Source organism: Rhodoferax lithotrophicus (assembly GCF_019973615.1).
Classification (GTDB): Bacteria; Pseudomonadota; Gammaproteobacteria; order Burkholderiales; family Burkholderiaceae_C; genus Rhodoferax; species Rhodoferax lithotrophicus.
This window is the reverse complement of record NZ_AP024238.1, coordinates 4,186,466-4,213,075: the sequence shown is the minus strand read 5'-3', so window position 1 is coordinate 4,213,075 and position 26,610 is coordinate 4,186,466. Positions and strand designations below refer to the sequence as shown.

Annotated in this window: 25 protein-coding genes; 11 read left to right on the top strand and 14 right to left on the bottom strand. The window is 54.9% G+C overall.

The annotated features are described in order from the left end of the window. Position 1 precedes the first annotated feature (1 nt). The gene (locus tag LDN84_RS19390; protein ID WP_223905056.1) at positions 2-709 is read right to left on the bottom strand and encodes a GntR family transcriptional regulator; all 708 of its coding nucleotides are present in this window, start codon (positions 707-709) and stop codon (positions 2-4) included. A gap of 63 nt (positions 710-772) precedes the next feature. Between LDN84_RS19390 and uraH the strand changes: the two genes are divergently transcribed. Further along, a complete protein-coding gene (gene uraH / locus LDN84_RS19385; protein WP_223905055.1) occupies positions 773-1,126 on the top strand; it encodes a hydroxyisourate hydrolase in 354 nt (117 codons plus the stop codon). Between the two features lie 27 nt (positions 1,127-1,153). On the opposite strand, the gene LDN84_RS19380 is transcribed toward uraH, so the two are convergent. Then, the gene (locus LDN84_RS19380; RefSeq protein WP_223905054.1) at positions 1,154-1,684 is read right to left on the bottom strand and encodes a hypothetical protein; all 531 of its coding nucleotides are present in this window, start codon (positions 1,682-1,684) and stop codon (positions 1,154-1,156) included. A 147-nt stretch (positions 1,685-1,831) separates the two neighbouring features. Here LDN84_RS19380 and xdhC point away from each other — a divergent pair, with 147 nt between their 5' ends. Next, positions 1,832-2,632: a xanthine dehydrogenase accessory protein XdhC gene (gene xdhC, locus LDN84_RS19375; protein WP_223913164.1), complete on the top strand. Its 801-nt coding sequence runs from the start codon at positions 1,832-1,834 to the stop codon at positions 2,630-2,632. Beyond that, positions 2,632-3,867, top strand: a complete 1,236-nt coding sequence (locus tag LDN84_RS19370; RefSeq protein WP_223905053.1) for a urate hydroxylase PuuD — start codon at positions 2,632-2,634, stop codon at positions 3,865-3,867. The genes xdhC and LDN84_RS19370 overlap by 1 nt, the downstream gene beginning before the upstream one ends. Before the next feature lie 7 nt (positions 3,868-3,874). On the opposite strand, the gene LDN84_RS19365 is transcribed toward LDN84_RS19370, so the two are convergent. Further along, positions 3,875-4,174 (bottom strand): flagellar basal body protein, encoded by a 300-nt coding sequence (locus LDN84_RS19365; RefSeq protein WP_223905052.1) that lies wholly within the window; start codon positions 4,172-4,174, stop codon positions 3,875-3,877. 309 nt (positions 4,175-4,483) lie between these two features. Here LDN84_RS19365 and LDN84_RS19360 point away from each other — a divergent pair, with 309 nt between their 5' ends. After that, positions 4,484-5,140, top strand: coding sequence for a hypothetical protein (locus LDN84_RS19360; protein ID WP_223905051.1), 657 nt, complete (start codon positions 4,484-4,486; stop codon positions 5,138-5,140). A gap of 162 nt (positions 5,141-5,302) precedes the next feature. Here LDN84_RS19360 and LDN84_RS19355 read toward each other — a convergent pair whose 3' ends face one another. Together LDN84_RS19355 and LDN84_RS19350 are read right to left on the bottom strand one after the other, a co-directional pair. Beyond that, on the bottom strand, positions 5,303-6,031 hold the full coding sequence (locus tag LDN84_RS19355; protein ID WP_223905050.1) for a DUF1631 family protein: 729 nt from the start codon (positions 6,029-6,031) through the stop codon (positions 5,303-5,305). Positions 6,032-6,315: 284 nt separating this feature from the next. Continuing rightward, a complete protein-coding gene (locus tag LDN84_RS19350) occupies positions 6,316-7,368 on the bottom strand; it encodes a CDP-6-deoxy-delta-3,4-glucoseen reductase (protein ID WP_223905049.1) in 1,053 nt (350 codons plus the stop codon). 49 nt (positions 7,369-7,417) lie between these two features. Between LDN84_RS19350 and LDN84_RS19345 the strand changes: the two genes are divergently transcribed. Further along, a complete protein-coding gene (locus LDN84_RS19345; protein WP_223905048.1) occupies positions 7,418-8,356 on the top strand; it encodes an NAD-dependent epimerase/dehydratase family protein in 939 nt (312 codons plus the stop codon). A 1-nt stretch (position 8,357) separates the two neighbouring features. Here the strand turns inward: LDN84_RS19345 and LDN84_RS19340 are convergent, their stop codons facing one another. Further along, positions 8,358-9,437: a glycoside hydrolase family 18 protein gene (locus tag LDN84_RS19340; protein ID WP_223905047.1), complete on the bottom strand. Its 1,080-nt coding sequence runs from the start codon at positions 9,435-9,437 to the stop codon at positions 8,358-8,360. Between the two features lie 352 nt (positions 9,438-9,789). On the opposite strand from LDN84_RS19340, the gene LDN84_RS19335 reads away from it, so the two are divergent. Beyond that, the gene (locus LDN84_RS19335) at positions 9,790-10,293 is read left to right on the top strand and encodes a hypothetical protein (protein WP_223905046.1); all 504 of its coding nucleotides are present in this window, start codon (positions 9,790-9,792) and stop codon (positions 10,291-10,293) included. Here LDN84_RS19335 and LDN84_RS19330 read toward each other — a convergent pair. The 3 genes from LDN84_RS19330 to ilvA all read right to left on the bottom strand — a co-directional run bounded on the left by LDN84_RS19330 (position 10,284) and on the right by ilvA (position 14,669). After that, positions 10,284-12,071, bottom strand: coding sequence for an ABC transporter ATP-binding protein/permease (locus tag LDN84_RS19330; protein ID WP_223905045.1), 1,788 nt, complete (start codon positions 12,069-12,071; stop codon positions 10,284-10,286). The two genes, LDN84_RS19335 and LDN84_RS19330, sit on opposite strands and share 10 nt — an antisense overlap. A gap of 67 nt (positions 12,072-12,138) precedes the next feature. Next, a complete protein-coding gene (locus LDN84_RS19325) occupies positions 12,139-13,071 on the bottom strand; it encodes a 5'-nucleotidase (RefSeq protein ID WP_223905044.1) in 933 nt (310 codons plus the stop codon). 35 nt (positions 13,072-13,106) lie between these two features. Further along, positions 13,107-14,669, bottom strand: coding sequence for a threonine ammonia-lyase, biosynthetic (gene ilvA / locus LDN84_RS19320; RefSeq protein ID WP_223905043.1), 1,563 nt, complete (start codon positions 14,667-14,669; stop codon positions 13,107-13,109). A 69-nt stretch (positions 14,670-14,738) separates the two neighbouring features. Here ilvA and LDN84_RS19315 point away from each other — a divergent pair, with 69 nt between their 5' ends. Next, entirely contained in the window at positions 14,739-15,188 is a 450-nt protein-coding gene (locus LDN84_RS19315; RefSeq protein ID WP_223905042.1) for an OsmC family protein, read from the top strand. Positions 15,189-15,199: 11 nt separating this feature from the next. Here LDN84_RS19315 and coq7 read toward each other — a convergent pair whose 3' ends face one another. The 5 genes from coq7 to LDN84_RS19290 all read right to left on the bottom strand — a co-directional run bounded on the left by coq7 (position 15,200) and on the right by LDN84_RS19290 (position 20,908). Beyond that, positions 15,200-15,820 carry a 2-polyprenyl-3-methyl-6-methoxy-1,4-benzoquinone monooxygenase gene (coq7, locus tag LDN84_RS19310; RefSeq protein ID WP_223905041.1) on the bottom strand — a complete coding sequence of 207 codons (621 nt, stop codon included), beginning with the start codon at positions 15,818-15,820 and terminating at the stop codon, positions 15,200-15,202. Between the two features lie 83 nt (positions 15,821-15,903). Further along, positions 15,904-17,724, bottom strand: coding sequence for a putative nucleotidyltransferase substrate binding domain-containing protein (locus LDN84_RS19305; RefSeq protein WP_223905040.1), 1,821 nt, complete (start codon positions 17,722-17,724; stop codon positions 15,904-15,906). A gap of 101 nt (positions 17,725-17,825) precedes the next feature. After that, complete coding sequence (locus LDN84_RS19300) at positions 17,826-19,535, bottom strand: cation acetate symporter (protein ID WP_223913161.1); 1,710 nt, start codon at positions 19,533-19,535, stop codon at positions 17,826-17,828. Between the two features lie 11 nt (positions 19,536-19,546). After that, a complete protein-coding gene (locus LDN84_RS19295; RefSeq protein WP_223905039.1) occupies positions 19,547-19,855 on the bottom strand; it encodes a DUF485 domain-containing protein in 309 nt (102 codons plus the stop codon). A 504-nt stretch (positions 19,856-20,359) separates the two neighbouring features. Continuing rightward, entirely contained in the window at positions 20,360-20,908 is a 549-nt protein-coding gene (locus LDN84_RS19290; protein WP_223905038.1) for a hypothetical protein, read from the bottom strand. A 182-nt stretch (positions 20,909-21,090) separates the two neighbouring features. Between LDN84_RS19290 and LDN84_RS19285 the strand changes: the two genes are divergently transcribed. The 4 genes from LDN84_RS19285 to LDN84_RS19270 are packed head-to-tail and all read left to right on the top strand — an operon-like array spanning position 21,091 to position 26,561. Continuing rightward, positions 21,091-21,288 carry a hypothetical protein gene (locus LDN84_RS19285; protein WP_223905037.1) on the top strand — a complete coding sequence of 66 codons (198 nt, stop codon included), beginning with the start codon at positions 21,091-21,093 and terminating at the stop codon, positions 21,286-21,288. Positions 21,289-21,290: 2 nt separating this feature from the next. After that, positions 21,291-24,053, top strand: coding sequence for a sensor histidine kinase (locus tag LDN84_RS19280; protein ID WP_223905036.1), 2,763 nt, complete (start codon positions 21,291-21,293; stop codon positions 24,051-24,053). Next, a complete protein-coding gene (locus tag LDN84_RS19275; protein WP_223905035.1) occupies positions 24,028-24,399 on the top strand; it encodes a response regulator transcription factor in 372 nt (123 codons plus the stop codon). The genes LDN84_RS19280 and LDN84_RS19275 overlap by 26 nt, the downstream gene beginning before the upstream one ends. Then, positions 24,396-26,561 (top strand): 3'-5' exonuclease, encoded by a 2,166-nt coding sequence (locus LDN84_RS19270; RefSeq protein WP_223905034.1) that lies wholly within the window; start codon positions 24,396-24,398, stop codon positions 26,559-26,561. The genes LDN84_RS19275 and LDN84_RS19270 overlap by 4 nt, the downstream gene beginning before the upstream one ends. Positions 26,562-26,610: the final 49 nt, after the last annotated feature.

Below are 26,610 nucleotides of genomic sequence, written 5' to 3'. Positions count from 1 at the left end.
CTTAGGGGGACGTGGTGGTCGGTGTTGTGACGGGTGAAGCAAAATCAAGGCCAGCCTGCACATGTTGCAGGTGTTCGTCCATCAGGCGAACCGCCAGAATCTCGTCACGATGGGCGAAAGCCTGCACGATGGCCACATGTTCTTCGCTGGAATGTTCAGCGGCGCGGCTGGACTGGTACATCAGGGTGATCAGTGAGCAGCGTGAAATCAGCTCGCCCAGCAGTTCGGCCAGCACCTGATTGCCCATCAGTTCGGCCATGCGCACATGGAAATCGCCCAGCAATTCATTACGCTGGCTGCGCGAGGCATCGTCTTTGCAAGCCATGGCGGCTTGTTCGGCCTTGAGGTGGGCTTGTAGCACCTTGATCTGTTTGGGCGTGACCTGGCGCACGAAGGCGCGGGTGGCCTCGGCTTCCAGCATGCGGCGCACGGCAAACACCTGTTTGGCCTCTGCAACGGAAGGGCTGGCCACAAACGCGCCGCGCGCGGGCTCCATGGCAATCAGCCGGTGTTGGGAGAGCTGAAACAGGGCCTGACGGACCAAGGTGCGCGACACGCCAAATTGAGTGGCAATTTTTTGTTCGGCCAGCTTGGTGCCAGGTTTGAGGCGGTGTGCCACGATGGCCTGAGTGAGTGCGGCGACGATCTGCTCGGTGGCAGACGCACCAATGTTTGTATCCGGCGTGGGCTCAATGGGTACGTTAGACATGGTTCATGATACCGCGTTGCAAAAAAGTGTATACACTTTAACGGCAACTTTAAGGAAATCACAATGGGATTGAGCACACATGTTCTTGACACCATGCATGGCACACCTGCCGCTGGGATGAGGGTCACCTTGTATGCGGTAGAGGGCGGCGGTTTGCGGCAGCTCAAGCAATGTGTGCTGAATCAGGACGGGCGTAATCCTGATGGTTTGCTGCTGGATCACGACAGCTTCAAGCGTGGCACTTATCGGCTGGTGTTTGATGTGGCGGGGTATTACCAGGCCCGCGGCGTGGCTTTGCCAGAACCTAATTTTCTGGGGCTGGTTAATCTGGATTTTGGGGTGGCGACACCGGAGCAGCATTACCATGTGCCGCTGCTGGTGAGCCCGTGGAGCTATTCCACCTACCGGGGCTCTTGAGAGGTGCGTGGACGGTCTTGTAGAGGTCTACATTTGTCCTTCGGTCAGCGTATCCAGCTGGAACAGCCCACTTTTATGCCAGAGCCAGGTGTCGGTATAGGTCACACGGCCCATGCGTACCGGGGCGGGATACGGTTCGGCTTGGCGCACCGTGCGTTCGATTTCGGCCATGACTTCAGGTGCATGCGAGGGCGCGCGCATCCAGCTGGTTCCGGTCACGCGGCCTTGGTGGTTCACTTCCACTTGCAGCACCCCTACGGCGTACAACAGGGGCGGCATTTTGCCTCGGTAAACCCGGTTCTGGTTCTTGCCATACAAGTGATTGGCCGCGTCGATTCGGTAGTCACGCGGTGTTCGGGCTTGAGAGACAAAGACTGGAGCTGGTACGGGGGCAATCACGATCGGTGTCGGTGCGGGCGTCGGGGCGGGCTTGGGCGGTGGCGGGGCCATGGGGGGCAACGGGGTGGTTGTACACCCCGCCAAAAAGGTGGCAATGCCAGCGAACAGTCTCAATCCAAGGGTGATGAAAATGTGGTGCCGGGTTGCGGTAGTTGCCATGATGCCTCTGGTCGTTGTAGTCGGTGAAATCTTGAATCTGTAATGTGCCCGAAAAAGGGTGGTTTGTGGCTTACGATTTTCTTAAAAAGGTAAAGGTTTGTGACTCCTGATCGTGATTTTTTGCAACTCTTGCACAGTGACTGCGCCATGTTGGTTCATGTCCACAGCCACCGTGGTTCGGTGCCGCGTGTGACGGATGCCTGGATGGCGGTGTTTGCCCAGAGCTGTGTGGGCAGCATTGGTGGCGGGCATCTGGAGTGGCAGGCCACAGCGCACGCACGTTGGTTGTTGCAGAGTGCGCCGAAAGCCCCCTCATTACAGCGGTATGCCTTGGGGCCCACGCTTGGGCAATGCTGCGGGGGGGAGGTGGTGCTGAGGTTTGAGCGGGTCACGGCGGAGGATGTACCACGTTTGCAGCTGGGTTTTGCCCAGAGACAGGCGGCGTGGCCCCGTGTTGCGTTGTTTGGCGGTGGCCATGTAGCCCGTGCTCTGGTGCGGGTATTGGGGCCATTGCCGGTACAAGTGCACTGGCTGGATAGCCGCGATGAAATATTTCCGCCAGATTTACCCGAGAACGTGTACGCCGAGCAGGCTGACCCGGTGCACAGCGCCGTGGTTAGCCTGGCCGCACTGTCGCATGTGCTGATCATGAGTTTTAGCCATGCCGAAGATCTGGATGTGTTGCGGGCCTGTTTGCAGCGCCGCCGCCAACAGGCTGATCTGCCTTTTATCGGCTTGATTGGTAGCCAGACCAAACGGGCCCGCTTTTTTCACCGGCTGCAAGCGTGTGGTTTTACCCCTGAAGAGTTGGCGCAGGTCACTTGCCCGATTGGGCTGCCAGGTATCACCAACAAAGCCCCCGAGGTGATTGCCGTGGCGGTAGCGGCACAACTCTTGCAAGTCATGGAGCATGGTGTGTCCGCAACACATTTAACCAAGGAAACCTGATGGAAAGTTATGTTCTGGATTGGCTCAACCTGCTGCTGCGCTGGGCCCATGTCATCACCGCCATTGCCTGGATCGGCTCGTCGTTTTACTTTGTCTTTTTGGACAGCAGTCTGACCCCCCCCGAAGATGATGACTTGAAAAGGCAGGGTGTCAGTGGTGAGTTGTGGGCGGTGCATGGTGGCGGCTTTTATCACCCGGTCAAATTTGCGGTGAAACCGCCCCAGTTGCCGAAACATTTGCATTGGTTTTATTGGGAAAGTTACACCACCTGGCTGACCGGTTTTTCTCTTTTTACCGTGTCTTACCTGTGGAGTGCGGGCACCTATCTGATTGACAAGTCCAGGATGGACTGGTTGCCCTGGCAGGCGATCACGGTTGCGATTCTGTTTTTGGTGGTGTTCTGGTTGCTGTATGACTTGATTTGCCGAAAATTCGGGCAGCGCAAAAATGGCGACGGTATTGTTGGTGCGCTGGTTTTTGTGTTGGTATGTGTAGCGAGTTGGCTGGCCTGTCACTGGTTTGCCGGGCGCGCGGCCTTTTTGCTGATGGGAGCCATGTTGGCGACCAGCATGAGTGCAAATGTGGCGCATTGGATCATCCCTGGTCAGCGCAAGGTGGTGGCGGCCATCAAGGCTGGTGAGCCCGTGGACCCGATTCACGGTGTGCGTGGCAAACAGCGCAGCGTGCACAACACCTATTTCACGCTACCGGTGCTGTTTGCCATGCTCAGCGGCCATTACAGCTTTACCTACATGCATCCGCAAAATTGGCTGATCCTGATTGCCATGATGTTTGCCGGTGCGGCGATCAGACAGTTTTTTGTGCTGCGCCACGGCTTCAAACTGGGCCGCAACTCCAATCCACGGGGCTATGCGCTGGCGGGTATGGTGGTGATTTTGATCCTGATGGGGTGGTTGGCTCCCCCCTCTGAATCTGGCCAAACTGTGACAACTTCAGTAGCTACCACCGCAAGTAACACGGGCACTGGAGGTCAAATTGGCTATGCAATTTTGCAACCCATACTGGCGCAGCGCTGCTACATGTGCCATGGTCCACAGGTTCAGATGAAAAACGTGCGGCTTGACTCTGCAGAAAACGTTAAACGGCACGCACAAAATATTTATCAGCAGGCTGTTGTCACCAAAATCATGCCCATGACCAATACCACCGGCATATCGGAGGCCGAACGTATGGTGATCAAACAGTGGTTTGAGACCGGTGCCAAGGTCGATTGAGGGTTTCTTAAGCTGACTGATCCAGCAACGCTCCGGCGACGCGGTCATGCGTTTTGAACACGGCCAGATTCGCCAGGAAGGCGTGTTTGGCCTGCAATTGCGTCACGACATCGCTGGCCAGTGCGCTGCCAGTCATGTCCGCTGATTCAACGGATGTTTGTACACCGCCCTGAGTTTGCGCGATCAGGGTTACCTCCTGTCGTTTGAATCGGGGCGTATTCACGTTGGCAATGTTGTGCGCCGACACATTCAGTTGGGTCTGCGCAGCATTCACACCCGTGAGTGCGGTGGATGACAGGGTGGTCATGGTGTCGCTTGTGTGGTCTGGAGGATGGTTGAGTTTCACGCAGATGGGCGGGTTTGGCAAGTGTGCAGCTTGGCGTGGCCTGTCACCACCCAAAGATACCCCCTAAAAACTGGCTGAATCCGTGTATTTGCCGTCTGGATGGGCTTTACAAAGTGTTTCATTTTTCAATTTCCCCCGTGATAGCTTCGTCGCAAGGGTGGTGGCCGAAGGCTGGGCGCACGCACAGGACTACGGTGCGGGCGCACACACCCTGTTGTCATGATGGGTGACTACACAACGTATTCTTCACAGGGTGGAAGGGAGGCCGATATGGGAAACGCAATTCCAATTGCACAACTGGCAGTTTTTTTGGGTTGTCTGACCTTGGCTGCATGGATTGCAGGCATTTCTTATGGCAAAGATCGGGGCCTGGCATTTTGGGCCGGAGCATTGACATGTTTTGCCGTGGTGTATGGCTTTTTGAGTTTCGAGTTGCCGATGGGGCCAATTTTTTCAGTGGTATTGGCCAATGTGGCTTTGGCTTGCACGTTGGCGCTGCTGGCGGAATGTGTGCTTTGCTGGCAAAACCGACGTTCGTTGCATGGATGGGTCAAGCTTCCGGTGATGGTGGCTATTGCGGGTTTCTTGATGTTGCAGGATGACCCTCGGGGGCGCATCATGTTGGGTGCCGCTGTTTTTGCCTCCCAATCTCTTTTGATCCTGATGTTGTTGCTACAAAAACGCAAGCAATTACGTTCGACTGTTTTGTACCTCGTGGAAATTGGTGCAGCGTTGATCGCGTGTTTGTTTGTGCTGCGTGCCGTGTTTACCTTGTCTGGTCGGCAAGATGTACATCCGCTGGTGGTGTCGGATCATGTTCAGGCCAGTACCTTGTTGTTGTCGGTGATCAGTGTGATGCTGTTGGGGCTGGGGTTTGAGTTATTGGGTGGCTCAATGGGTGATAACGAACAAACGGTTGAAACTTGAGTGATCACGCGCAGCGATCATTCTGACCATTCGGGCTACCAGTGTTGTTTTTTTGATGGTGTCGCTGTCGTCATTGGGCGCTAATTTGTAATGTTTGTGTAACAGCGCTCCATAAAAGGGTGCAATCCGCCGGCTTCGCGCATTGGCAACAAAGGTGGGGCATCAAAGCTTGTGGCCAAGGTAGTTTCCCCAGAAGTCCGGGAGGTTCGTGGGGGTGTCTTGAGAGGCCGGCGGAATCAGGGCAGGAGCGTATTGCTGATCAGGATTGGCCGGTGTTGCGGTTTGATCATTCAGGGCCGTTTCCCACAAATGCCAGTCAAAGTCCGTGTTCTCATCCCCGACAAGCAAGCCGTCTACAGGGGTGTGGTGCACCTTGGGTTTGATACTGGCTTGGCGGGCACGGTGACCAGACCTGCGTTCGGTCGAGAGAGGGTTGCTTGCCACCACCGGATGCTCAGTCAAGAAGGCATCTGTCAAGTTGCTGCCAATACTTTGGATGTGACGATCTTGTTCCTCTGGGGATAGGCCCATCCAGCTCATGCCTTGGCGAAGTTTTTCCACCAGTTTGGGGGCTTGACCCATCGCCTGCTTGCGCTCAGCCCGCCTGAGCAAGGCGGTATGGATGTTGATGAGTTCAACGGCCGCCTGCTTGAACTTCAGTGTTGCTGGGTGTTCCGGGCCTTGGCGTACTGCATGTGCCGCCAGAATGGGTGTCCACACTTGGATCAGAAAGTCCCGGATTTCATTTTCAACAGGTGCCTTGCTGAGCTTCTCAAGAATGGCCGTCCGATACTGTGTGGTCAGGGATTCTTGCTGTTCCTGTTGATGTGCTGTCAGTTGGCTTTGTGCTGGATAGTCGGGTAGGGTGGGCGTATTCGCTGTATTTTTCATGGGTTCCATGCGCTGTTGCATATACCGCTGTGTGCGGCGGATCCGCCGAACCGCCCATGGTATGCCGCTCCGACAAACAAGTCATCCGGGAAAATTCAGTATTCTGCAGGCAACTTGTCTTCCAAATTGAGGTGCATGTTTTCTGGAGATATGGGCGGATGAGTGGTGCAACGTAGCAGGAAAACCATGGTTCCATGGGACAGAACGGTGCAAAAGTAAACGACTTCAAGCGCTACTTTTGCGGGACCCTCATGCAAATAATACCTCTGATTGGTTTTTCGCCCTTATTGTTGGGGCTTTGGGTGTTTGTCGGCCTCGGAGGTGAATGAGTCCGCGTAGAACTCATCAACAGGCAGTCCAGCCTTCACATAATCCCGTTGTGCAGATTCCACCACAACAGGTGCCCCACAGGCATAGACCTGGTAATTGCTGAGGTTTGGAAAGTCCTCCAGCACCGCTTGATGAACAAATCCGGTGCGGCCAGTCCAGGCATCTTCTGAAGTTGCATCAGACACCACGGGCACGTAATGCAGGTTGGGCATCTCGGCGAGCTTGGCATTTACCCAATCGGACATGTACAAATCCTGGGGTCTGCGTCCACCCCAGTACAAGGTGGTGGGGCGGGTGATGCCAGCAAACTGCATGTGCTCGATCAGCGCTTTGATCGGGGCAAACCCGGTGCCTGAAGCTAATAACACCATGGGTTTAGAGCTGTTTTCGCGCAGATAAAAACTGCCATAAGGCCCTTCAATACGCAAAATATCGCGTTCTTTCATTTCGCCAAATACATGGTCCGTAAATTTACCGCCAGGCATGTGGCGAATGTGCAGCTCCAGCCCCTGAGCGATCAGATGGGGGGCACTGGCCATGGAGTAACTGCGACGGATGTTGTCACGCAGCAAAAACTCGATGTATTGGCCAGCATGGAATTGAAAGGCTTCATTGGCCGGCATCTGTAACACCATGCGTATCACATCAGGCGACACTCTTTCAAGCAGTTGGACCCGGGTCGGCATTTTCTTGATGGGCAACGCACCTTCAGCCGTGACCTGGCGCGACTCCAGTACCACATCGCTGCTGGCGGTCGCGCAACAGGTGAGTACCCAACCTTGTGCTTCTTCTTCGTTACTCAAGGCCTTGTTTTGGTGTGTACCATGGGTGACCGTACCACTGAGTTTTTTGCACTTGCATGAACCACAAGCGCCGTCCTTGCAGCCGTAGGGCAGATTGACACCCTGGGCAATACCCGCTGCCAGCAAGGTTTCAGTGAGTGTCACCATGAAGCTGCGCCCACTGGGTTCGATGGTGACTTGAAAAGTGGAGCTGCTGGCGGTCATATTCTGGTTATCCTCAAGGCGTTTGTTTAAATGATCAAAGGTGTCAATTTTGCCTGCATTGCGAAGCCCTCATCCCCAGCTCTATGCCACCCGACCTGGAGCCTTGCCAGCACGTTTTCGGCGAGAACGTGTGTTGTTGGTGGGCTGTGGTGATGTGGGTTTGCGTGTAGCGCAGATTTTGAGCCCGCGTGTACGTTTGCTGGTTCTGACCTCCAGCCCCACGCGCGTGGATGAATTTCGCACACGCGGCATCACACCGCTGGTGGGGAATCTCGACCAACCTGCCAGCCTTAGGCGGCTGAGTGGTTTGGCGACTTATGTGGTGCATCTAGCCCCGCCGCCTGGCAGTGGCAGGCAAGACCCGCGAACCCAGGCACTTTTGAGCACATTGTGCAGACGTGCTCCACCCCAGGCGCTGGTCTATGCTTCAACCAGCGGTGTGTATGGGGATTGCCAAGGTGAGATTGCTCTGGAAACAAGAGCTACTCATGCTGAAACAGTAAGGGCCCAGAGGCGAATTGATGCGGAAAACAGAGTCCGTCACTTTGGTCGGGCCAGGGGTGTGCGCACCAGCACCTTGCGTATTCCGGGCATTTACGCCCTCAATCGTGAAGGCGGAACACCGCGTGAGCGGCTGCTCAAAGGTACACCGGTCTTGCGTCCTGAAGAGGATGTGTTTACCAATCACATTCATGCCGACGACCTGGCTCGTGCCTGTGTGGCGGCCCTTTGGCGCGGTTGGCATGGTCGTGTGGTCAATGTGAATGACGATAGCTGCCTGAAGATGGGGGACTATTTTGATTTGGCCGCTGACTTGTTTGGTTTGCCCCGTCCGCCCCGTGTGTCGCGTGAAGGGGCACAAAATCAATTGCCTTTGATGCTGCTGAGTTTTATGGGGGAGTCACGCCGCATGGACAACACACGGCTGAAAAAAGAACTGCGTCTGAAATTGCGGTATCCCACTGTGCAGACAGGTTTGAGCGGCTGAATCAGGGCTGGCTGGGTGGTGCCGTGAGCCAGGCAAAGGCTTGGGTGAATGCCAACTTGTCGATACCGGGCAAGCCATGGCATGTGGCTGAGGCACGGGTGCTGGCACTGGTGCAGGCCATGTCACGGTTCAGCGACCAAAAATGCAGGCCACCCAGGCCGTAAGTCTTGGCAAATGTGGCCAGTTTGTGGGCATCCTCCAGTGTAAATACATTACTGGTTTCGTCGTTGATACCCACCATCGGAGTGACTTCGATGTAGTTCAGCGGCAGGTGGTATTTGCGGCTGAGGTTATTCACTGCATGGATGGCCGAGGCCACCATGTCACATTGGTCATGACGCACCACGCAGTTGCCGCGGTCCGCATGACCATAGTTCATCACCATCAGGTTGATATGGTAGTTCTCCATTTCCTCTTTGGCGATGGCGTTCATAACCCGCTGGCCGGTCAGGTTCAGGCTGTTGTGGTCACCAGACCCTGTGGCGGCAAGCGTGAAACTGATGCGCAAGTCAGGGTGACGGTTCATCGCAAGACGCACTTGATGCACTAGGCTTTGAATCATGGCTTCGGTCTGCTGGGCTTCGATGTTGAAGTCAAACCCCCTTAAATGGCTGGACTGGTAACGTGTGATGAAGGTTTCCATGCCTTTCTCGGTGCTGCACGTGAACATGTCATCGGCTCCGCCAGTGGAGATCATGTAACCCACATCCGCTTGCTGCAGGGCTTGAATATTGGCTGCTGCCAAGGTTTGGGCGTTCAGGCCACCCCAGTGCTCTGTGCCACATTCACCGCTGGCAAAGGCCAGCGTCAAGGTCTTGAAACCCTTGAGCAACTCTGAGGTGGGCATTTTGAGGCTTGATTTGGTGTTGGCCGAAAAAAAAGTGTTGGACAACGGTGTCGTGACCTCGGTCGCCAGATTCAAATCCAGATACGGGCTGAAAAGCAGGGGTGTTTTGTGGGGTGAAAAAATGTTGATGTCTGGAGAAGTCCAAAGGTAACTGACCAGCGCCACCACGGCACCCAAGCAGACGATGCTGGAAAACCAGCCCAAGCGCAGTCTTGAGAAAATTTGATGCTTCATAAACGCGATACCTCAAGATGAAGCCATGGGGCCAGAATGACACAGACACAGACACAGGACGTAGCCGCGCTGAGGGTCCAAGTTGTTAATTCCATTTCCAATCTGTCAGACACATGCGATACCACCAATCGCTCTAAGTTCAGGTGATGATAACCCGGCCTGATTTCAGCGGCGGGCTGTGCCAGGGCGCTGTGGGACAGGGTTGTTCGGGCTGCATGAGGGGTGCAAACCACCCTTTTTTGAAATAAATGGATTAATTTTAAAAATAGGCCTAAATTACCCCTCAATTCTGCCGTTATAGAGTCAACGAACGGAGGAAAGACCCCAGACCCATTCTGACGCCTTACACACCATGCAACTACCTTCCATTGACCGGATTCCCAGTTCGCGGCCGCTTGCTGCGGAGTCGGCTTCGCTCGCAACCGGGAAAGTGGTACCTGTAGCACCCGTGAATCCAAGCCATCAAAACGCGATACCGGATGAACCTGTGCCCAGCGTGATCAACATGATCAACCAGGTGGATAAACCCAATTTTGGAGAAGGTGTGTACAGCAGTGTGGCCGACCCCACCCGAGCTGGCTCCTCTGAAGCCGTACAGACCGATTGGACGGTTAAAAAACCGGCCCCTGAAGAAGTCAAGCCGCCGCCTGAACCACCGATGTACCAGTTGTTGCTGGACAACATGAAATCACTTTGGCTGGCCAGTGCCAGCGCTGTTCAGGTGCAGCAAGAGGTGAAAGACCAAGTCCAGTTGACTCCGAACCGACTGGATGCCTCCACCCAAGGTTTGATGACGGAGCAGTCTTTCACCTACTCTCCCACCAAGATTGCCAAGACCGAGAAACCTCAGATGTGAAGCTTGGTTTCCTTCAGTTCAAAACGGGCAGGGTCACTGCCCGTTTGTTTTTGAAGTACCCATTGACGGGTATGGTAAGCGGCAACACCTGGTTTATGTGCTATTGAAATAATAGCTCCTTGCGCTTGTTGTATATGCTTTAGAAGCTGTTTGTACAAGGTATTTTCTGTGGCTTCGTCGAGTGCGCTGGTGGCTTCATCGGCAAATACCCATTGTGGTTTTTTCAGTAGCACGCGGGCAATGGCCAAACGCTGTTGTTCCCCGCCAGAGAGTGTTTGACCCCAGGCATCAGCCCGGTCCAGCTGGTGGGTCAGATCGGGCAATTCGGCGAGGGTCAGCGCCTGGCGCAGCTCGTCGTCCGTGAAAAGGCTGGCCACCTGCGGGTAAGCCAGGGCCTGACGCAGTGGCCCGTTGGGGAAATAAGGCCGTTGTGGCATGAACATGGCATCCTGCGGGCGCTGCAAATGCCCTGAGGCAAACGGCCAGATGCCCGCAAAGGCGCGAAACAGGCTGGATTTGCCGCTGCCAGAAGGCCCTTGCAACAAGATGCTGTCGCCCGTCACGGCTTTGAGCCGGGTATGCTGCAACAGCAGCGACCCATCGGGCAGCTCAAGCTGCAGGTCAACACTTTCGAGTGCTTCAGAGTTTGTAGCTACCAGCGCTTTATTATCAAGCGCTAGAGCATTAAAAGATGCTTCAAAACTGGTTAAACGGTCGGTGGTGGCACGCCAGGCCGCCAAGCTGCTGTAGTTGTCGACAAACCAGCTCAAAGCGCCTTGCACCTGGCCAAATGCGCTGGAGATCTGCATCAGCTCGCCCAATTGAATGGCTCCGCTGAAAAAGCGCGGTGCGGCCACCACAAACGGAAATACCACGGCGGCTTGGCCAAAAAAGCTGGTGAACCAGATCAAGCCTTTTTGCGCCTTGATCAGCGCGAGATAGTTGCCCAGTACCTGGCCAAAACGCGTGTCCAACTGCTGGCGCTCAACACCCTCGCCCCGATCCAGCGCAATGGCTTCGCTGTATTCGCGCACCCGCACCATGTGGTGACGGAATTCAGCCTCCAGGCGCTGCTGCTCAAAGTTGAGTTGGATCTGTGGTCGGCCAATGTAGTGGGTGATCACGCTGCCCGCCAGGCAATACAGCAGTGCCATCCAGACCATGAAGCCGGGGATGTTGAACGCTGTACCACCCAGCGTGAACGCAAAACCACCCGACAGGCCCCACAGGATGCCGACAAAACTCGCCAGGGTCACCACGGCGTTGAGCAAACCCATCGACAGCGAAATGCTGTACGCGGTGAACTGGTTGATGTCTTCCTGAATCCGCTGATCCGGGTTGTCGGGGTTTCGGGCCGGCATGCCATCGGCATCGGGCGGGCTGGCAAAACGGGCCAGTTCCAGCCGGTAAAACGCCTGGTTGGACAACCAGCGCTCCAGGTAGTGGCTGGTCATCCAGGCGCGCCAGCGCATTTCCAGCAATTGGGTCAGGTAGAACTTGTAGACCGCGATAACGATGAAGGCAAACGCCAGGTAAGTGAATCGCCCCAGTTGCGCCCAGAACACGTCGGCATTTTTGGCTTGTAATGCATCGTAAAACAGCTTGTTCCAGTCGTTGAACAACACCGCCATGTAGACCAAGGCCAGGTTCAGGGCGACGATGGCGGCCAGCATGGCACGTGCCTGCCATTTTTTCTCGGAGGCAAAGTAAGGTCGTGAGAGTGCCCAGGCTTGGGACACAAAGGTTCTGAAGGCGGTTATTGGGGGCATCAAACGCATAGGGGGAGATTCCTGGTCAGACAAGCACACCACATGGCGGGTGGCAAAAACCGGTTGGGGTATGGGGTTAGTTGCGCACGCCGCTGGCGACGTGACCGGAGGGCACATGCTGGGCGGCGCTTTGAATGTGGCCGGTTTGGTCGTCAAAGAAAAAGTCGGGTTCAAATTCACGAAGAAATTCGCCCTTGTCCAGGCCACCCAGGAAAAAGGCTTCGTCGACATCAATGTGCCAGTTCATCAGCGTTCGAATGGCGCGTTCATGCGACGGTGCGCTGCGGGCCGTGACCAGCGCGGTGCGAATGCGCATGGCGGGGGTGCCGGCGTTTTGCAGGCGTTGCAGGGCAAACAACAGGGGCTTGAACGGACCATCGGGCAAGGGCAAGGCGGCTTTGTCGATCTCATGCTTTTGGAACGCCTGTAAACCCTGCGCCTGGTAAACCCGCTCAGCCTCATCGCTGAAAAGCACCGCGTCACCGTCAAAGGCAATACGCACCTCATCAGGGTGGGCATCACTGGCATGCACCGACTGTGGATACACCTGCGCAGCGGGCACACCAGCGGCCAGTGCGGCACGCACGTCACTCAGATGGGTGCTTAAAAACAGGTTGGCGTGTAGAGGTTTCAGGTAGCGCCACGGGCTTTGACCGCGGGTGAAGCTGCCGCGCTCGATCGCCAGCCCATAGTGCTGGGCCGAGCGAAATACTCGCAGACCCGACACCGGGTCATTACGCGAGAGGATGACCACCTCCACGGGGTGATGGGCTGGCGCTGCCAATCTGTCTGCTGGCCCCGTCTGTACCGGGGTTTGGTTGAAGGCCAGCAGCTTTTTGACCAGTGAAAACGCCACGCCGGGTTTGGCGGGAATGTCCAGCCGTTGCAACTGCATGGCCATGTAGGCGCGGTCATCACCTTGCTCAAACACCTGGTTTTCTTCTTCAAAGTCAAACAGGGCACGGCTGGAAATGGCCACTACCAATTTGCCGTCAAGGGTTACCGCCATACGATCCTCTCCAAATAAGGGGTGTCAGATACGCACTATTCTTGCAAAAACATTTTGAAGACCGGGTTGGCGGTTTCTTCCACATAGGGAAAGTCCAGCGTTTGCAGGAATTCGGTGAACTCTGTGTTTTCGCTGGCCGGGACTTGCAGGCCCACCAGAATGCGGCCATAGTCGGCCCCCTGATTGCGGTAGTGAAACAAGGAAATGTTCCAGCCAGGGCGCATCAGACTCAAAAATTTCAGCAAAGCTCCCGGCCGTTCGGGGAATACAAAGCGCAGCAGTCGCTCATCTTTTGCGAGCGCTGAGTGACCACCCACCATGTGTCGGATGTGTTCTTTGGCCAGTTCGTCGTGGGTTAAATCGAGAGCCTCAAAACGGTGTTTGCTCAGGTGGGCGGCGATCTTGCCGGACTCTCCCTTGGCGGCGGTTGTCAGGCCCACAAACACGTTGGCTTTGTGGGCATCACTGATACGGTAGTTGAATTCGGTCACGTTGCGCAGGGTTTTGGGGCCACCAAAGTTGGGCAGGTCACCAATCAGTTCACAAAAACGTCTGAAGCTGCCGCGCTCCTCGGGAATGCTGACGGCAAACAGGGCTTCACGTTCCTCCCCCACTTCGGCGCGTTCGGCTACAAAGCGCAGACGGTCAAAGTTCATGTTGGCACCACACAGGATGGCAGCAAAGGTGTGGCCTTTGCATTTGTGTTGCGCCACATACTGCTTGATCGCTGCGACTGCCAGCGCTCCCGCAGGTTCGACGATGGAGCGGGTGTCGGCAAAGACATCCTTGATGGCCGCGCACACCGCGTCGGTGTCAACCAGAATGTAGTCGTCCACCAGGTTGCTGGCGACCCGAAAGGTTTCTTCACCGACCAGCTTGACGGCGGTGCCATCCGAGAACAAACCGACATCTGCCAGGGTGACCCGTTTTTTGGCGGCTGCCGACTGTGCCATGGCATCCGAGTCGTTCATCTGCACACCAATCACCTTGATCTCGGGACGCAAGGCCTTGATGTAATTGGCTACGCCGGAAATCAGGCCACCACCACCAATAGCGACAAACACCGCGTCCAGGCGGCCTTGATGCTGGCGCAGTATTTCCATGGCGATGGTGCCTTGGCCTGCGATCACGTCGGGGTCGTCAAACGGGTGGACAAAGGTCAGACCTTCTTTCTTTTCCAACTCCACCGAGTGGGTGTAAGCATCCGAGTAGCTGTCTCCAAACAGCACCACTTCGCCGCCGAAGCTGCGCACGGCATCCACCTTCAACATGGGTGTCGTGGTGGGCATGACAATGACGGCACGGGTGCCCAGCCGCTGTGCACTGAGTGCTACACCTTGCGCATGGTTACCTGCCGAGGCGCAAATCACGCCTTTTTTGAGCTGGGCAGGGGTCAGGTGCGCCATCTTGTTGTAAGCACCACGCAGCTTGAAGCTGTGCACGGGTTGCTGGTCTTCGCGCTTGAGCAACACGGTGTTATTCAGCCGTGTGCTCAGGCTTGGGGCCAGCTCCAGGGGGGACTCCACGGCCACGTCGTACACACGTGCGGTGAGGATTTTTATCAGGTAGTCGGCAGGGGTCAAATGGGATGTTTTCATAGGTGACGAATGATAAGCCTCCATCCAAAGCGACAATCATGGGTCTTGAACTTTGAAGAGGCCATGAATATGGAATGCACAGTCAGTTGGACCGGCGCGTTGGGTACGCGTTCAGGCATGGGATTTGTCGCCGAAACCGGCAGTGGTCACACTTTGGTGATGGACGGTGCGCCCGATGCCGTCAAACCCGAAAACGGTGGCCTGAATCTGGCACCGCGACCCATGGAAACTTTGTTGGCCGGTGCTGGCGGTTGCACGGCGTATGACGTGGTGCTGATTCTGAAGCGTGGTCGTCACGATGTACGCGGCTGCACCGTCAAGCTGCAGGCCGAGCGCGCTGAAGTGGATCCGAAGGTGTTCACCCAAATCAACATGCATTTCACGGTGACTGGTAAAGGTGTGCCCGCTGCAGCGGTGGAGCGGGCCATTGCCATGAGTCACGACAAGTATTGCTCGGCCAGCGTCATGCTGGGCAAAACTGCGCAGATCACCACCAGCTTTGAGGTGGTGGAGGTCTGATCAAACCAGGATTAAATCCGGTGTGCGATGGTGGTCATGACTTTGGCGGCAGCGGTCATCAGGCCTCTGACCGGTGCTGGCAAATCCACTGCCCCCAGCTCTTTGGCATTGAGGGCATGACGCGCTTCGTCGTCTTTCATCTGTGCCACGATGGCGCGTGAAGCATGGTCACCCGCTGGCAGGCGGCTCATGTGGCTGTCCAGATGGGCTTCCACCTGGTTTTCAGTTTCGACCACAAAGCCAAGGCTCACCGGGTCGCCCAGCCGTCCGGCAATCAGGCCGATGCCAAAGGCTCCGGCGTACCACAGCGGGTTCAGCAGTGAAGTGCGTTCGCCCAACTCCTTGAGGCGTTGCTCAGTCCATGCCAGATGATCGGTTTCTTCGGCTCCAGCGCGCATGAAATGGGCGCGAAGAGCTTCATTTTTAGTAGCAAATGCCTGGGCGGTATAAAGCGCTTGAGCACACACCTCACCCACATGGTTGACACGCATCAGCGCGCCAGCCTCTTTTTTGTCCAGTTCAGAGAGTTCGGTGACATCGCCTGGCACGGTGGGGCACGGCTGTGCCCCTGTGTGAGAGGTAAATACGGTGCGCAAAGCGCTGTCCAGGGTGATAAAAAAGCGATCAATCATGGCGTGGGGTGGGATGAGTCAGAGAGGAAGTGAAGGCGTGTCTTTTGATCATACCGTTTGCCCATGAAGGTGGGGTCGGTGTCTCATGTCGTCAGCCGGTAATGCACCCGGATAAATTGTTTGAATTGGCGGATGATGCCCAGGGCATCCGTCAACTGATCACGGTCAAGTTTGCCCAAGCTGTCCAGTTCCACCAGATTGCTGATGGTTTGACCCAAAGAGCGTTGGCGCAAGTTGTTGCGCAGTTTTAACGCCATCAACATCCGCAGGGTTTCGGTGAGATCTCTCACCAAGTCTGCTGGCAGGACATGCTGGTTGGCCAAAGCTTGTAACCGCTCCGTGGTGCCAAGCGCCTCCAGCCGGTATTCCAGCGCCAACGCGCGGGCACCGTGTACGATGGGGAAGGTGCCTATTTTCTTCAGGTCAAAGGTCTCGGACTGGCGGTTTTGCATCAGCGGTAGTCGATTCCACCAGCTGTTCTGGGGCTCGGGAAATTGGTCAATGGCGCTGGCCATGTGAGAGATATAGCTGTCACTGCCTATCACCATCTTGAGCGCGTATTCACGTGCGTTGGCCAGCAGTGCCGCATCACCAGCCACTGCACGTGCATCCATGAAGATGGCCAGGTTCATCTTTCCCTCGGCCGCGTCACCGTACAACCATTGGCCGATGGTTTGACGAAACGGTGTGAGCGACTGGCACCACAATGGGTTGGTGACCATGATCTGACCAGGGCAGGGTGGGTAGCCAAAGCCTAGCAGGGTGGCGCTGAATTGTGCTGTGACATGGGCCAAATCGGGGAATTTATAGCCGTCACGCAGCAGCAATGCATTGTCCTGGTCGGTTTTGAGGATTTGCTCGCTGCGGCCTTCGCTGCCCATGACCAGCAGGCAACTGTTTTGCACCAGTTCCGGCGGGGCCAGCAATGACCAAAGGCGGGCAAAAATCTGGCTGTTGAGCTCACTCACCAGTTTGGAAATGATCTCGATGCGCATGCCACCACGTTGCAGCATTTTGATGGAGTCGTCCACTTGCAGCGCAGCTACTTGAAGTTCAGCCGTGGTGTTGGCCTGCTCTACCTGTAGCGTGATCAGGTGTGAGTGGTTGGAGATGAAGCTCATGAGATCGAGCTGGCTCAGAATGCCCAAAATAGTGTGTTCATCTTTCACCAGCACGCGGTGTACACGGTGTCGCAGCATGACCAGTAGTGCATCAAAAAGCTCCGCATCGGGATGCAAAGAAATAAGATCAAAATGGGCTACATCCCTTATGGGTAGAGCGGTAGGTGCTATCTTGTTTAGCAAGGCATCACGCAGATCGGTGGTGGTAAAGATGCCAATGCGTTCGATGCCATTCTGTGCATCTCGCACCAAGGTGTGACTGAGCTTGTTTTCTGCCAGCAGGCGGCAAACCGACACCACATCGAGTTGACCTTCCACGTAAAACGGCCGCTGCAAATAGGCATCTTTCACCCGCATCAGCATCAAGGACATCATTTCGCGGTTGTGGTCAATTTCGGCATCATTGGCCAGGCTTTGTGCCACCTCTTCGAACACCTTGGCACTGAATCGGGCATTGTTGGCGAGCAGTTGTTTCAGGAAGCTGGCGCTTAATTGCCAGGTTTCGACCTCGTCCAATGCGGTGGCTGTGGCATGGTGCTGGCCTGTCAGAATGGCACGCCATTGCAGTGTCTCGCCAGACTCCAGCACGTGGACATGCCCGTCTTCTTCAAGTTGGATATGGCCACTGCGCACCAACCAAAGGTGTTCGGGGGTGATGGATGGATTCAACAAGGATGCACCGGCTGGCCAGGTGACGGCTTGTATCTGCTCGTGCAACAAGGCCTGCTCGGTGGCACTGAGCGTATGAAATGGAGAATGACCGAATGAAAAATCGTTCGACACAGTTGTTATTCCGAAAAAAAGGGCTGTAGACGATGTGTCTACAGCCCTAGAAGCTTATCGCACCTGAAACCATGGGTTCCAGGTGTCGTGCTATTTGCTTATCAGTGACCGGATGCGCCGTCTGCGCCAATACCAGTCTCAGAACGCACTTGTTGTGCCAGGAAGCCAGCGCGGTCTTTTTTGGCACGTTCACTGTTGTCCAGAATGGAGAACAGCCAGATGCCGACAAAGCCGATGGTCATGGAGAACAACGCGGGCGAGGTGTAGGGGAACAATGCTGAACCTTTGGGGTTACCCAAAGTAGCTTCCCAAACGGAAGGTGACACCACGGTCAAGGCCACGGAAGAAACCAGACCCAGGAAGCCACCAATCACGGCACCCTTGGTGGTGCAGTCTTTCCACAGCACTGACATGAACAACACGGGGAAGTTGGCCGAAGCAGCAATCGCAAAAGCCAAAGACACCATGAATGCAATGTTCTGTTTCTCGAACACGATACCCAGTGTCACGGCCAGAATACCCAGGCCAATGGTGGTCAGCTTGGAGATACGCAATTCGTCAGCACTGTTGGCTTTACCGGCTTTGATGACCGTGGCGTAGATGTCGTGTGACACGGCAGATGCGCCAGAGAGCGTCAGACCAGCCACCACGGCCAGAATGGTGGCAAATGCCACGGCAGAGATGAAGCCCAGGAACACGTTACCACCCACAGCATTGGCCAGGTGAATAGCCGCCATGTTGCCGCCGCCTCTGAGGGCACCCTTGGCATCCAGGAATTCTGGGTTGGTCAGCACAAAAGTGATCGCACCAAAACCAATGATGAAGGTCAGCAGGTAGAAATAGCCGATCCAGCCCGTTGCCCACATCACGGATTTACGCGCTTCCTTGGCGCTTGGAACTGTGAAGAAGCGCATCAGGATGTGTGGCAGACCAGCGGTACCGAACATCAGCGCCATACCGAAGGAGATGGCAGAGATCGGGTCTTTCACAAAGTTGCCTGGGCCCATGATGGACTGGCCAGCTGCAGCAGCTACTTCGGCAATCTTGCCGTCTTTCAGTGCTAGGTCAGTTTTGATTTTTACGGCTTCGGCGAACATGGCTTCAGGGCTGAAACCAAAGTGCCACATGACGGACAGTGCCATAAAGGATGCGCCGCCCAGCAGCAAACAAGCCTTGATAATTTGCACCCAGGTGGTGGCAGTCATGCCGCCAAACAGCACGTAAACCATCATCAAAGCACCCACGATGATCACGGCAATGTAGTACTCCAGACCAAACAGCAGTTTGATCAATTGACCGGCGCCTACCATCTGAGCAATCAGATAGAAAGCCACCACCACCAGCGTACCCGACGCAGCAAAAATACGCACCGGTTTTTGCTCGAAACGGAAAGCAGCCACGTCGGCAAAGGTGAACTTGCCCAGGTTACGCAGACGCTCGGCCATCAGGAAGGTGATGACGGGCCAGCCGACCAGAAAGCCGATGGAGTAAATCAGTCCATCGTAGCCACTGGCCATCACGGCGGCGGAAATCCCCAGGAATGAGGCTGCAGACATGTAGTCGCCCGCAATGGCCAAGCCATTTTGAAAGCCGGTGATGCCACCGCCAGCGGTGTAGAAGTCAGCTGCCGACTTGGTTTTGGCGGCAGCCCATTTTGTAATGAACAGCGTGAAGACAACGAAGCCAGCAAACATGCTGATGGCCGTCCAGTTGGTGGCTTGTTTGACGGCTTGACCAAGGTCAGCACCAGCAGCGTAGGCACCAGCGGATGCCGCGAGTAGCGCAAAAAGCGCAATGACGTTTTTATTCATGTGTTGGATAGTCATTTCAGTACAGCCTTTGTAATGGCGGCGGTCAGGTCGTCATACTCGCTGTTGGCACGGTTGACATAAAAAGCGGTGATCACGATGGTGAAAACGATGACACCAAAACCAATTGGCACACCCACGGTCATGACACCTGCACCCATCTTTTGCGCCAGAAAACTCTTGTCGAACGCAATCAAGGCGATGAATCCGTAATAAACAATCATCATGGCCCATGTCAAGGTCCAACCAAAGCTGCTGCGCTTGGCTTTGAGCTCCTGGTATTTCGGGTTACTGATAACCCGCTGTATCAAATCATCTTGCATCACTTGTCTCCTGAAAAATTGTGACGGCCGCGAGGCTAAGTGGCGCGACTTACCAATTGCTGACCGGTTTTTGGCATCTCCCATTTTTGAGATTTAGGCGGCTCCAGATTAACAGTCAAGTCCTTTTTTCTGCTTAATTATTCAGCAAAAATTGAAATTAAAAGAATCGCATCGGTTTGCGATAAATTCAAAAAATATAGCAATAAAGTCATGCAAATCAACGCATGCATTCGAGTGAATATTTTCATCGGCTTGATATAAGGTATTCAGGGCACCATGATTCCCGCCGTGTCCTGAGAATCATGTCGGTGTTTTCCCTAGTATGCGTATCCAGCTTGATTTGGAGGCGTTGTTTTTTGCATTTTTGGCAGGCTTCTGGCTGCTTCAAAAACCATGGGGATGTGTTGAGCACGGGTTGGTTTACACGTGTGCTGCTTGTGTATATCCAAGAGATGCGTTGTACCCGGCCTCTTGTGCCTGGCTGGTGTAGAAGCACAGCCCAGGTCAAATCACGCGCATGAGCTTTTCAACCAATCCGGGTAGTACTTTGCTTGAGCTTCGGCTGAGGCTCATGGTTTTGTGCCAAGAAGGGTACTGCTGACGCAGCTCCTGCGTTGAAGAACATGAACTGATCGCCTCAATCAATGTCAGACACATGTGTTGGCCAAACTCTGCATTGATGGTGTTGATCATGAAATTTCGTGCCATTTCCAATTCTTTGGGCGTGCGCGTTTCAGGCGGCTGCAGAAATGGGGTCGAGAGTGCTGGCTGGGATGTGGCATCAACACCGGTAGTCGATAGGGTTTGGCCAGGTGCAGAGGATGACTTCACCACAGAGATGCAATCTTGCGCCAATAATTCAGTCAACATGTCGACCACATTTTGGCCGGTCATATAGGCAGAGAGTTCCTGGCCAGTTTGTTTGCCGTCGACCAGAATCAGTAAACGTCTGATCAGCGGAGGCAGTTTTTTTGCTCGCGTCTGTATTTCCTGTTGACCTTCGATTGTTTTGGCAAAGACACAATGAAAGAGGTCAAGAGTGGGTGTAGTCATGGCGGCACGGGAAGATCAAAAAATCAAGCAAACCAGCATAGTTTTGAGTTTGAAAATGTACTCTTCTTTATGATTTTCAGGGTTTACCCTCGTTTTGAAATGAATCTAGAACGAGGGTTCCGCTTGGCATCACAATAATGCGTCATACCTAATATGAGGAGCGCGTTGTGCTATCAAAACTTGTGGCTCAGCGACTATTCGCTTTGTTCTGTAGCGGCTGGCTTTTATTAAACTTTCCGTTGCTGGGGCTTTGGGATATCGATGTCACCGTGATGGGATTACCTTTGTTGCCAACAGCTTTGCTCGGATTGTGGGCCATCTTGATTGGTGCGCTGGCCTGGCTGATGGAGCGGCAAACCAAGACGGAAAAAGCAGATTAACCATGCTGTCACCGGTACTGGTTGTTGGTGCTTCCTTTGCGTATTTGCTGCTGCTGTTTGTGGTGGCAAGTTGGGGTGATTGGCGTGCACGCCAAGGTCGCTCGCTCATTGCCAATCCGTGGATGTACGCGTTGTCGCTGGGCGTGTATTGCTCCGCATGGACCTACTTTGGCAGTGTCGGGCGCGCGGCTTCAGGCGGTATTTGGTTTTTGCCTATTTATCTGGGCCCCACCTTCGCCATGATTCTGGGATGGCTGGTGTTGCGCAAGATGATTCGTGTTGCCAAAACCTACCGTATTACCTCGATTGCTGACTTTATTGGCAGCCGCTATGGCAAGAGCCCGCTGCTGGCTGGATTGGTTACGGTGATTGCGGTGGTGGGTATCGTGCCCTACATTGCATTGCAACTCAAGGCCGTTTCTGCAGGCTATGAATTGCTGACTGCAACACCAGGAGATGGCCTTGTTTTGAAGGCGCATTGGGCGAAGGACAGTACCTTTTATATGGCTCTGGCATTGGCTGGCTTCACGATGGTATTTGGTGCCCGGCATCTGGATTCTGCCGAGCGACATGAGGGGTTGGTCGCCGCCATTGCTTTTGAGTCGGTGGTCAAGCTGATTGCATTTTTGGCCGTTGGTTGGTTCGTGGTGTACGGATTGTTCAATGGCTTCACCGATTTGTTTGCCCGTGTCCATGCCGTGCCTGAGTTGGCCAAGTTGTTGCGGTTGGAGCAAAGTGGAAACTTTGCCTGGACACAGTGGTTTGCTCTGACATTACTTTCCATGTTGTCGGTGATTTTTTTGCCACGTCAATTCCAGGTGATGGTGGTCGAAAACGTGCGTGAGAGCCATTTACGCCGCGCGGTCTGGGTGTTTCCGCTGTATTTGCTGGCGATCAATTTGTTTGTGTTGCCGATTGCCCTTGGTGGCCTGCTTTATTTTGAGGGTGCCAAAGTGAATGCAGACAATTTTGTCCTGTCATTGCCATTGGCTGCCGGTCAACCGGCTTTGGCATTGTTCGCATTTATCGGGGGATTGTCGGCGGCCACGGGAATGGTGATTGTGGAAACCATTGCGGTGTCGACCATGGTTTGTAATGAACTGGTGATGCCCTTGCTGTTGCGCACCGCCCACTTTACGTCGGAAGCCCGTAGTGACTTGACGCGTGTTTTGTTGTTGATCCGGCGTGCCGCGATTTTGCTGGTGCTGGTGCTGGGGTATGTGTATTTTCATCTGGCCGGTGAAGCCTATGCCTTGGTCAGCATCGGATTGATCAGTTTTGCGGCAGTGGCTCAGTTTGCGCCTGCTGTACTGGGTGGTTTGTATTGGAAAGGTGCCACACGCATGGGGGCGTTGGTGGGGTTGGCGGCAGGTTTTTTGATGTGGGGGTACACCTTGATGCTGCCATCACTTGCCAAGTCAGGGTGGTTGAGCGATATTTTTTTGACGCAGGGTTTGTGGGGCCAGCGTTGGTTGCGTCCTGAGCACTTGCTGGGATTGCATGGGCTGGACAACTTGACTCATTCACTGTTTTGGAGTTTGCTGGTCAACACGGGTGCCTATGTGGGCTTGTCGTTGTGGCGTGTGCCCAGTGGCCAGGAAGCCAGTCAGGCCTTGTTGTTTGTGGATGTGTTTGAGCGTACCACCACGGTGCGGCCGGTATTTTGGCGTGGCCGCGCCACCGTGCCAGATTTGCTGCGTTTATGTGAGCGCTTTATGGGCGTGGAACGAGCACAAACGCTGTTTTTGACTTATGCAAAGCAGGTGGGAGGGTCCGCCCTGGAAGATATCACGCCAGATGCCCGGCTGGTGCAGTTTGTCGAAACCCAGCTGGCTGGTGCGGTGGGCAGCGCCTCGGCCCGGGTGCTGGTGGCCAGTAGCGTGGATGAGGAAACCCTGACCCCCGATGACGTGTTGCGCATTTTGGATGAAACCTCACAACTGCGTGCCCACTCGAAAGAATTGGAGGAAAAGTCCAACTCGTTGGAGCAAGCAACCACCGAGCTACGTGCGGCCAATGAGCAGCTCAAAAGTCTGGATAAGCTCAAGGACGATTTCATGTCCTCGGTGACACATGAATTACGCACGCCACTGACCTCGATTCGAGCACTGGCTGAATTGATGCGTGACGACCCCAAGATTGATTTGGCACAACGCTGCCAGTTTATAAACATCATTGTGGGTGAGACCGAGCGTCTGTCACGCTTGGTTAATCAGGTGCTGGACATGGCCAAAATCGAATCGGGACACGCTGAATGGCACACGGCTGATGTGGATCTGTGTGGTTTGGTGCAACAGGCGGTAGTGACCACCTCTGAGTTGTTTCGTGACAAACAATGCCATGTCACCGTTGTTGTGCCAGATACCCCGGTGATGTTGATGGCAGACCAGGATCGCTTGACGCAAGTGATGCTCAACCTGCTCTCCAACGCAGCCAAGTTTGTGCCAGTGCCTGGTGGTCGGGTTGATGTAAGTCTGAGCAGCGACGATGTGAGGGTGACAGTGCGGGTGGTTGACAACGGCCCAGGTGTTTCCGACCAGCAGCAGACGCTGATTTTCGAGAAGTTTCACCAAGGTGGTGATGCGGCCAATCGGCCGCAAGGCACGGGCTTGGGCTTGCCGATCAGCCGCGAGATTGTGGAGCACTTTGGTGGGCACTTGTGGCTGGAGTCAACACCAGGGCAAGGTGCCGCATTTTGCTTTGACCTTCCCCTAGAAAAACTAAACGAGGAGACAAAAAATGAGTCCAAAAATACTGGTGGCTGATGACGAGCCCAATATTGTGATTTCGCTGGAATACCTGCTTAAGCGCGAGGGCTACATCGTGATGATCGCGCGGGATGGTGAAGAAGCCTTGGCGGTGATTCGCCGTGAGCAGCCTGATCTGGTGCTGCTGGACGTGATGATGCCCAAAAAGTCCGGTTTTGAAGTCTGCCAGGAGGTGCGAACCGATGATGCGCTTCAAAACACCAAGATTTTGATGCTGACTGCCAAAGGGCGTGATACCGATGTGGTTAAAGGCATGGCACTGGGGGCGGATGCTTATATGACCAAGCCTTTTTCTACCAAGGATCTTGTTCAGAAAGTGGCCAATCTGTTAGGTGCGGCATGAGGCTGGATCGTCGCTTCATTCTGGCCATTGTGGTCATCGGCTTTGCCAGTGTGGCCTGGCTGGCTCTGACCATCGGATTGGTTTACTCCACGCTGGAATCCTCCCAGCGCGAGGGAGTTGTTTCGCAACTCGGTCCTCGCCTGCCTTTGATCGGGTTAACCTGGTTGGCCGGGTTGTTTGCCATTGCTGCAACGCTGCGCTGGCTGTTTCGCCGCTATGCCACGGCACCGGCCCGTTTGGTGGAGCAGACCCAGGTGTTGCTGGCCGCCCCCAAAGCGGCCCCTATGAACCACCAAGGTACCAAAGAGACAAAGGCTTTGGCCGATGTGATTTTTCAATTGGCATCCCAACGCGACGTGTTGCGTGAAGACGTGGCAGCACAAATCGCCCAGGCCAGTCAAAGTGTGCAGACGGAAAAAAACCGCTTGGCGGCATTGATGGCCGAACTGACACAAAGTGTGGTGGTATGTAATCTGGATGGCCGCATTATTTTGTACAACAGCCGTGCACGGCTGCAATTCAAAACACTTTCGGTGGCACCCACGTTGGCTGGTGGAGCAGAGCTGGTGGGCATCGGACGCTCCATTTATGCCGTGTTTGAGCGTCAACTGGTGGCGCACGCTCTGGAGAGTATTCAGCAGCGCATCAGTAGGGGGGCTGGTAGCCCCTCCGCACAATTTGTCACCACCACACAAGCTGGCCAATTGCTCAAGGTACAAATGGCCCCGGTGCGTAATGTGGATGTGAGTGGTACTGCGGCAGAGATCAGTGGTTTTGTGCTGATGCTGGATAACGTGACACGGGCTTTTGAAGAAGAGCATGTGCGCGACCAGTTGTTGCATGGATTGACCGAAGGCAGCCGTTCTTCCCTTGCCAATATTCAGGCAGCGGTAGACATGTTGTCTTACCCCGACCTGGAAACCGACATGCGTGAACGCTTTTTGACTGTGGTGCGTGAAGAAGTACACAGTATGAGCGAGCGAATCACCAGCATGACGCAAAAAGCCACGCAAGGCCTCAAAGCCCGCTGGCCACTGGAGGAAATGTTAGGTGCCGATGTGTTGCTGGCAACTCAGCGCCGTATTGAAGCGCGTAGCAAGCGCTCGGTGACGTTGGAAAACCTGGATGCTTCCATCTGGCTCAGGGTCGACAGTTTCAGCCTGACGCAAGCGCTGGATTATTTGGCGATGCGGTTGGTGGATGAGTTTGACATCAAATTCTTTCGCTTGCGCCTGGCGGCCAATGGCAACCGTGCCCAGCTTGACCTGATCTGGACGGGCCAGGCCATGAGCACCGAAACCGTGATGAGCTGGGAAATGGACAGCATGCGCTTTGGCGCAGAGAGCACACCACTGACCGTGCGTGACGTGGTGGAGCGCCACGGCGGCGAGATGTGGTTTGAACGTGAACGTATCCGTCACGAAGCGTTCTTCAGGTTTTTGTTGCCTTTGGCCAGTGTGCAAGAGCAACTGGAAGCCACGCAGATTCTGCAAAACGACAGCCGTCCAGAGTATTACGACTTTGACCTGTTTCAAAGCACCGACCAGACCAGTGTGCTGGATGACCGTTTGCTCAGCGACTTGTCCTTCACCGTGTTTGACACCGAGACCACCGGGCTCAATCCGTCCGATGGTGACGAGATTATCCAGATCGGTGCAGCGCGTATTGTGAACGGCAAACTGCTCAAGCAAGAAAGCTTTGAGCAACTGGTCAACCCCGGGCGCTTGATCCCTGCGGCCACCATTCCGATCCATGGCATCACCCAGGACATGGTGCAAGGCAAGCCCCCCATCACCGATGTGTTACCTGCCTTTTATGCGTTTGCGCAAGACACCGTGCTGGTGGCGCACAACGCGGCGTTTGACATGAAATTTTTGCAATTACAGGAGAAAAACACCGGCCTGGTTTTCAATCACCCGGTGCTGGACACCTTGCTGCTCTCGGCCGTGGTGCACCCCAACCAGGAGTCACACCGGCTGGAAGCCATTGCCGAGCGTTTCAACATCACCGTGCTGGGCCGTCACACGGCTTTGGGGGATGCTTTTGTGACTGCAGAGGTGTGGATACGTTTGTTGCCTTTGCTTCAAGCCATGGGCATCACGACTTTGCGTCAGGCGCGTGAGGCCGCACAAAAAACCTACTATGCAAGGTTAAAGTACTGAAAAAGACGTATCGCACTGGATCATTGTTGGAATTGTCTTGGCACTGCCC

What these genes read in the sequence shown, in the direction of transcription:
- LDN84_RS19390 (WP_223905056.1), bottom strand. Translation starts at nt 709, where the DNA reads ATGTCTAACGTACCCATTGAGCCCACGCCGGATACAAACATTGGTGCG.
- uraH (WP_223905055.1), top strand. Translation starts at nt 773, where the DNA reads ATGGGATTGAGCACACATGTTCTTGACACCATGCATGGCACACCTGCC.
- LDN84_RS19380 (WP_223905054.1), bottom strand. Translation starts at nt 1,684, where the DNA reads ATGGCAACTACCGCAACCCGGCACCACATTTTCATCACCCTTGGATTG.
- xdhC (WP_223913164.1), top strand. Translation starts at nt 1,832, where the DNA reads ATGTTGGTTCATGTCCACAGCCACCGTGGTTCGGTGCCGCGTGTGACG.
- LDN84_RS19370 (WP_223905053.1), top strand. Translation starts at nt 2,632, where the DNA reads ATGGAAAGTTATGTTCTGGATTGGCTCAACCTGCTGCTGCGCTGGGCC.
- LDN84_RS19365 (WP_223905052.1), bottom strand. Translation starts at nt 4,174, where the DNA reads ATGACCACCCTGTCATCCACCGCACTCACGGGTGTGAATGCTGCGCAG.
- LDN84_RS19360 (WP_223905051.1), top strand. Translation starts at nt 4,484, where the DNA reads ATGGGAAACGCAATTCCAATTGCACAACTGGCAGTTTTTTTGGGTTGT.
- LDN84_RS19355 (WP_223905050.1), bottom strand. Translation starts at nt 6,031, where the DNA reads ATGAAAAATACAGCGAATACGCCCACCCTACCCGACTATCCAGCACAA.
- LDN84_RS19350 (WP_223905049.1), bottom strand. Translation starts at nt 7,368, where the DNA reads ATGACCGCCAGCAGCTCCACTTTTCAAGTCACCATCGAACCCAGTGGG.
- LDN84_RS19340 (WP_223905047.1), bottom strand. Translation starts at nt 9,437, where the DNA reads ATGAAGCATCAAATTTTCTCAAGACTGCGCTTGGGCTGGTTTTCCAGC.
- LDN84_RS19335 (WP_223905046.1), top strand. Translation starts at nt 9,790, where the DNA reads ATGCAACTACCTTCCATTGACCGGATTCCCAGTTCGCGGCCGCTTGCT.
- LDN84_RS19330 (WP_223905045.1), bottom strand. Translation starts at nt 12,071, where the DNA reads ATGCGTTTGATGCCCCCAATAACCGCCTTCAGAACCTTTGTGTCCCAA.
- LDN84_RS19325 (WP_223905044.1), bottom strand. Translation starts at nt 13,071, where the DNA reads ATGGCGGTAACCCTTGACGGCAAATTGGTAGTGGCCATTTCCAGCCGT.
- ilvA (WP_223905043.1), bottom strand. Translation starts at nt 14,669, where the DNA reads ATGAAAACATCCCATTTGACCCCTGCCGACTACCTGATAAAAATCCTC.
- LDN84_RS19315 (WP_223905042.1), top strand. Translation starts at nt 14,739, where the DNA reads ATGGAATGCACAGTCAGTTGGACCGGCGCGTTGGGTACGCGTTCAGGC.
- coq7 (WP_223905041.1), bottom strand. Translation starts at nt 15,820, where the DNA reads ATGATTGATCGCTTTTTTATCACCCTGGACAGCGCTTTGCGCACCGTA.
- LDN84_RS19300 (WP_223913161.1), bottom strand. Translation starts at nt 19,535, where the DNA reads ATGAATAAAAACGTCATTGCGCTTTTTGCGCTACTCGCGGCATCCGCT.
- LDN84_RS19295 (WP_223905039.1), bottom strand. Translation starts at nt 19,855, where the DNA reads ATGCAAGATGATTTGATACAGCGGGTTATCAGTAACCCGAAATACCAG.
- LDN84_RS19290 (WP_223905038.1), bottom strand. Translation starts at nt 20,908, where the DNA reads ATGACTACACCCACTCTTGACCTCTTTCATTGTGTCTTTGCCAAAACA.
- LDN84_RS19280 (WP_223905036.1), top strand. Translation starts at nt 21,291, where the DNA reads ATGCTGTCACCGGTACTGGTTGTTGGTGCTTCCTTTGCGTATTTGCTG.
- LDN84_RS19275 (WP_223905035.1), top strand. Translation starts at nt 24,028, where the DNA reads ATGAGTCCAAAAATACTGGTGGCTGATGACGAGCCCAATATTGTGATT.
- LDN84_RS19270 (WP_223905034.1), top strand. Translation starts at nt 24,396, where the DNA reads ATGAGGCTGGATCGTCGCTTCATTCTGGCCATTGTGGTCATCGGCTTT.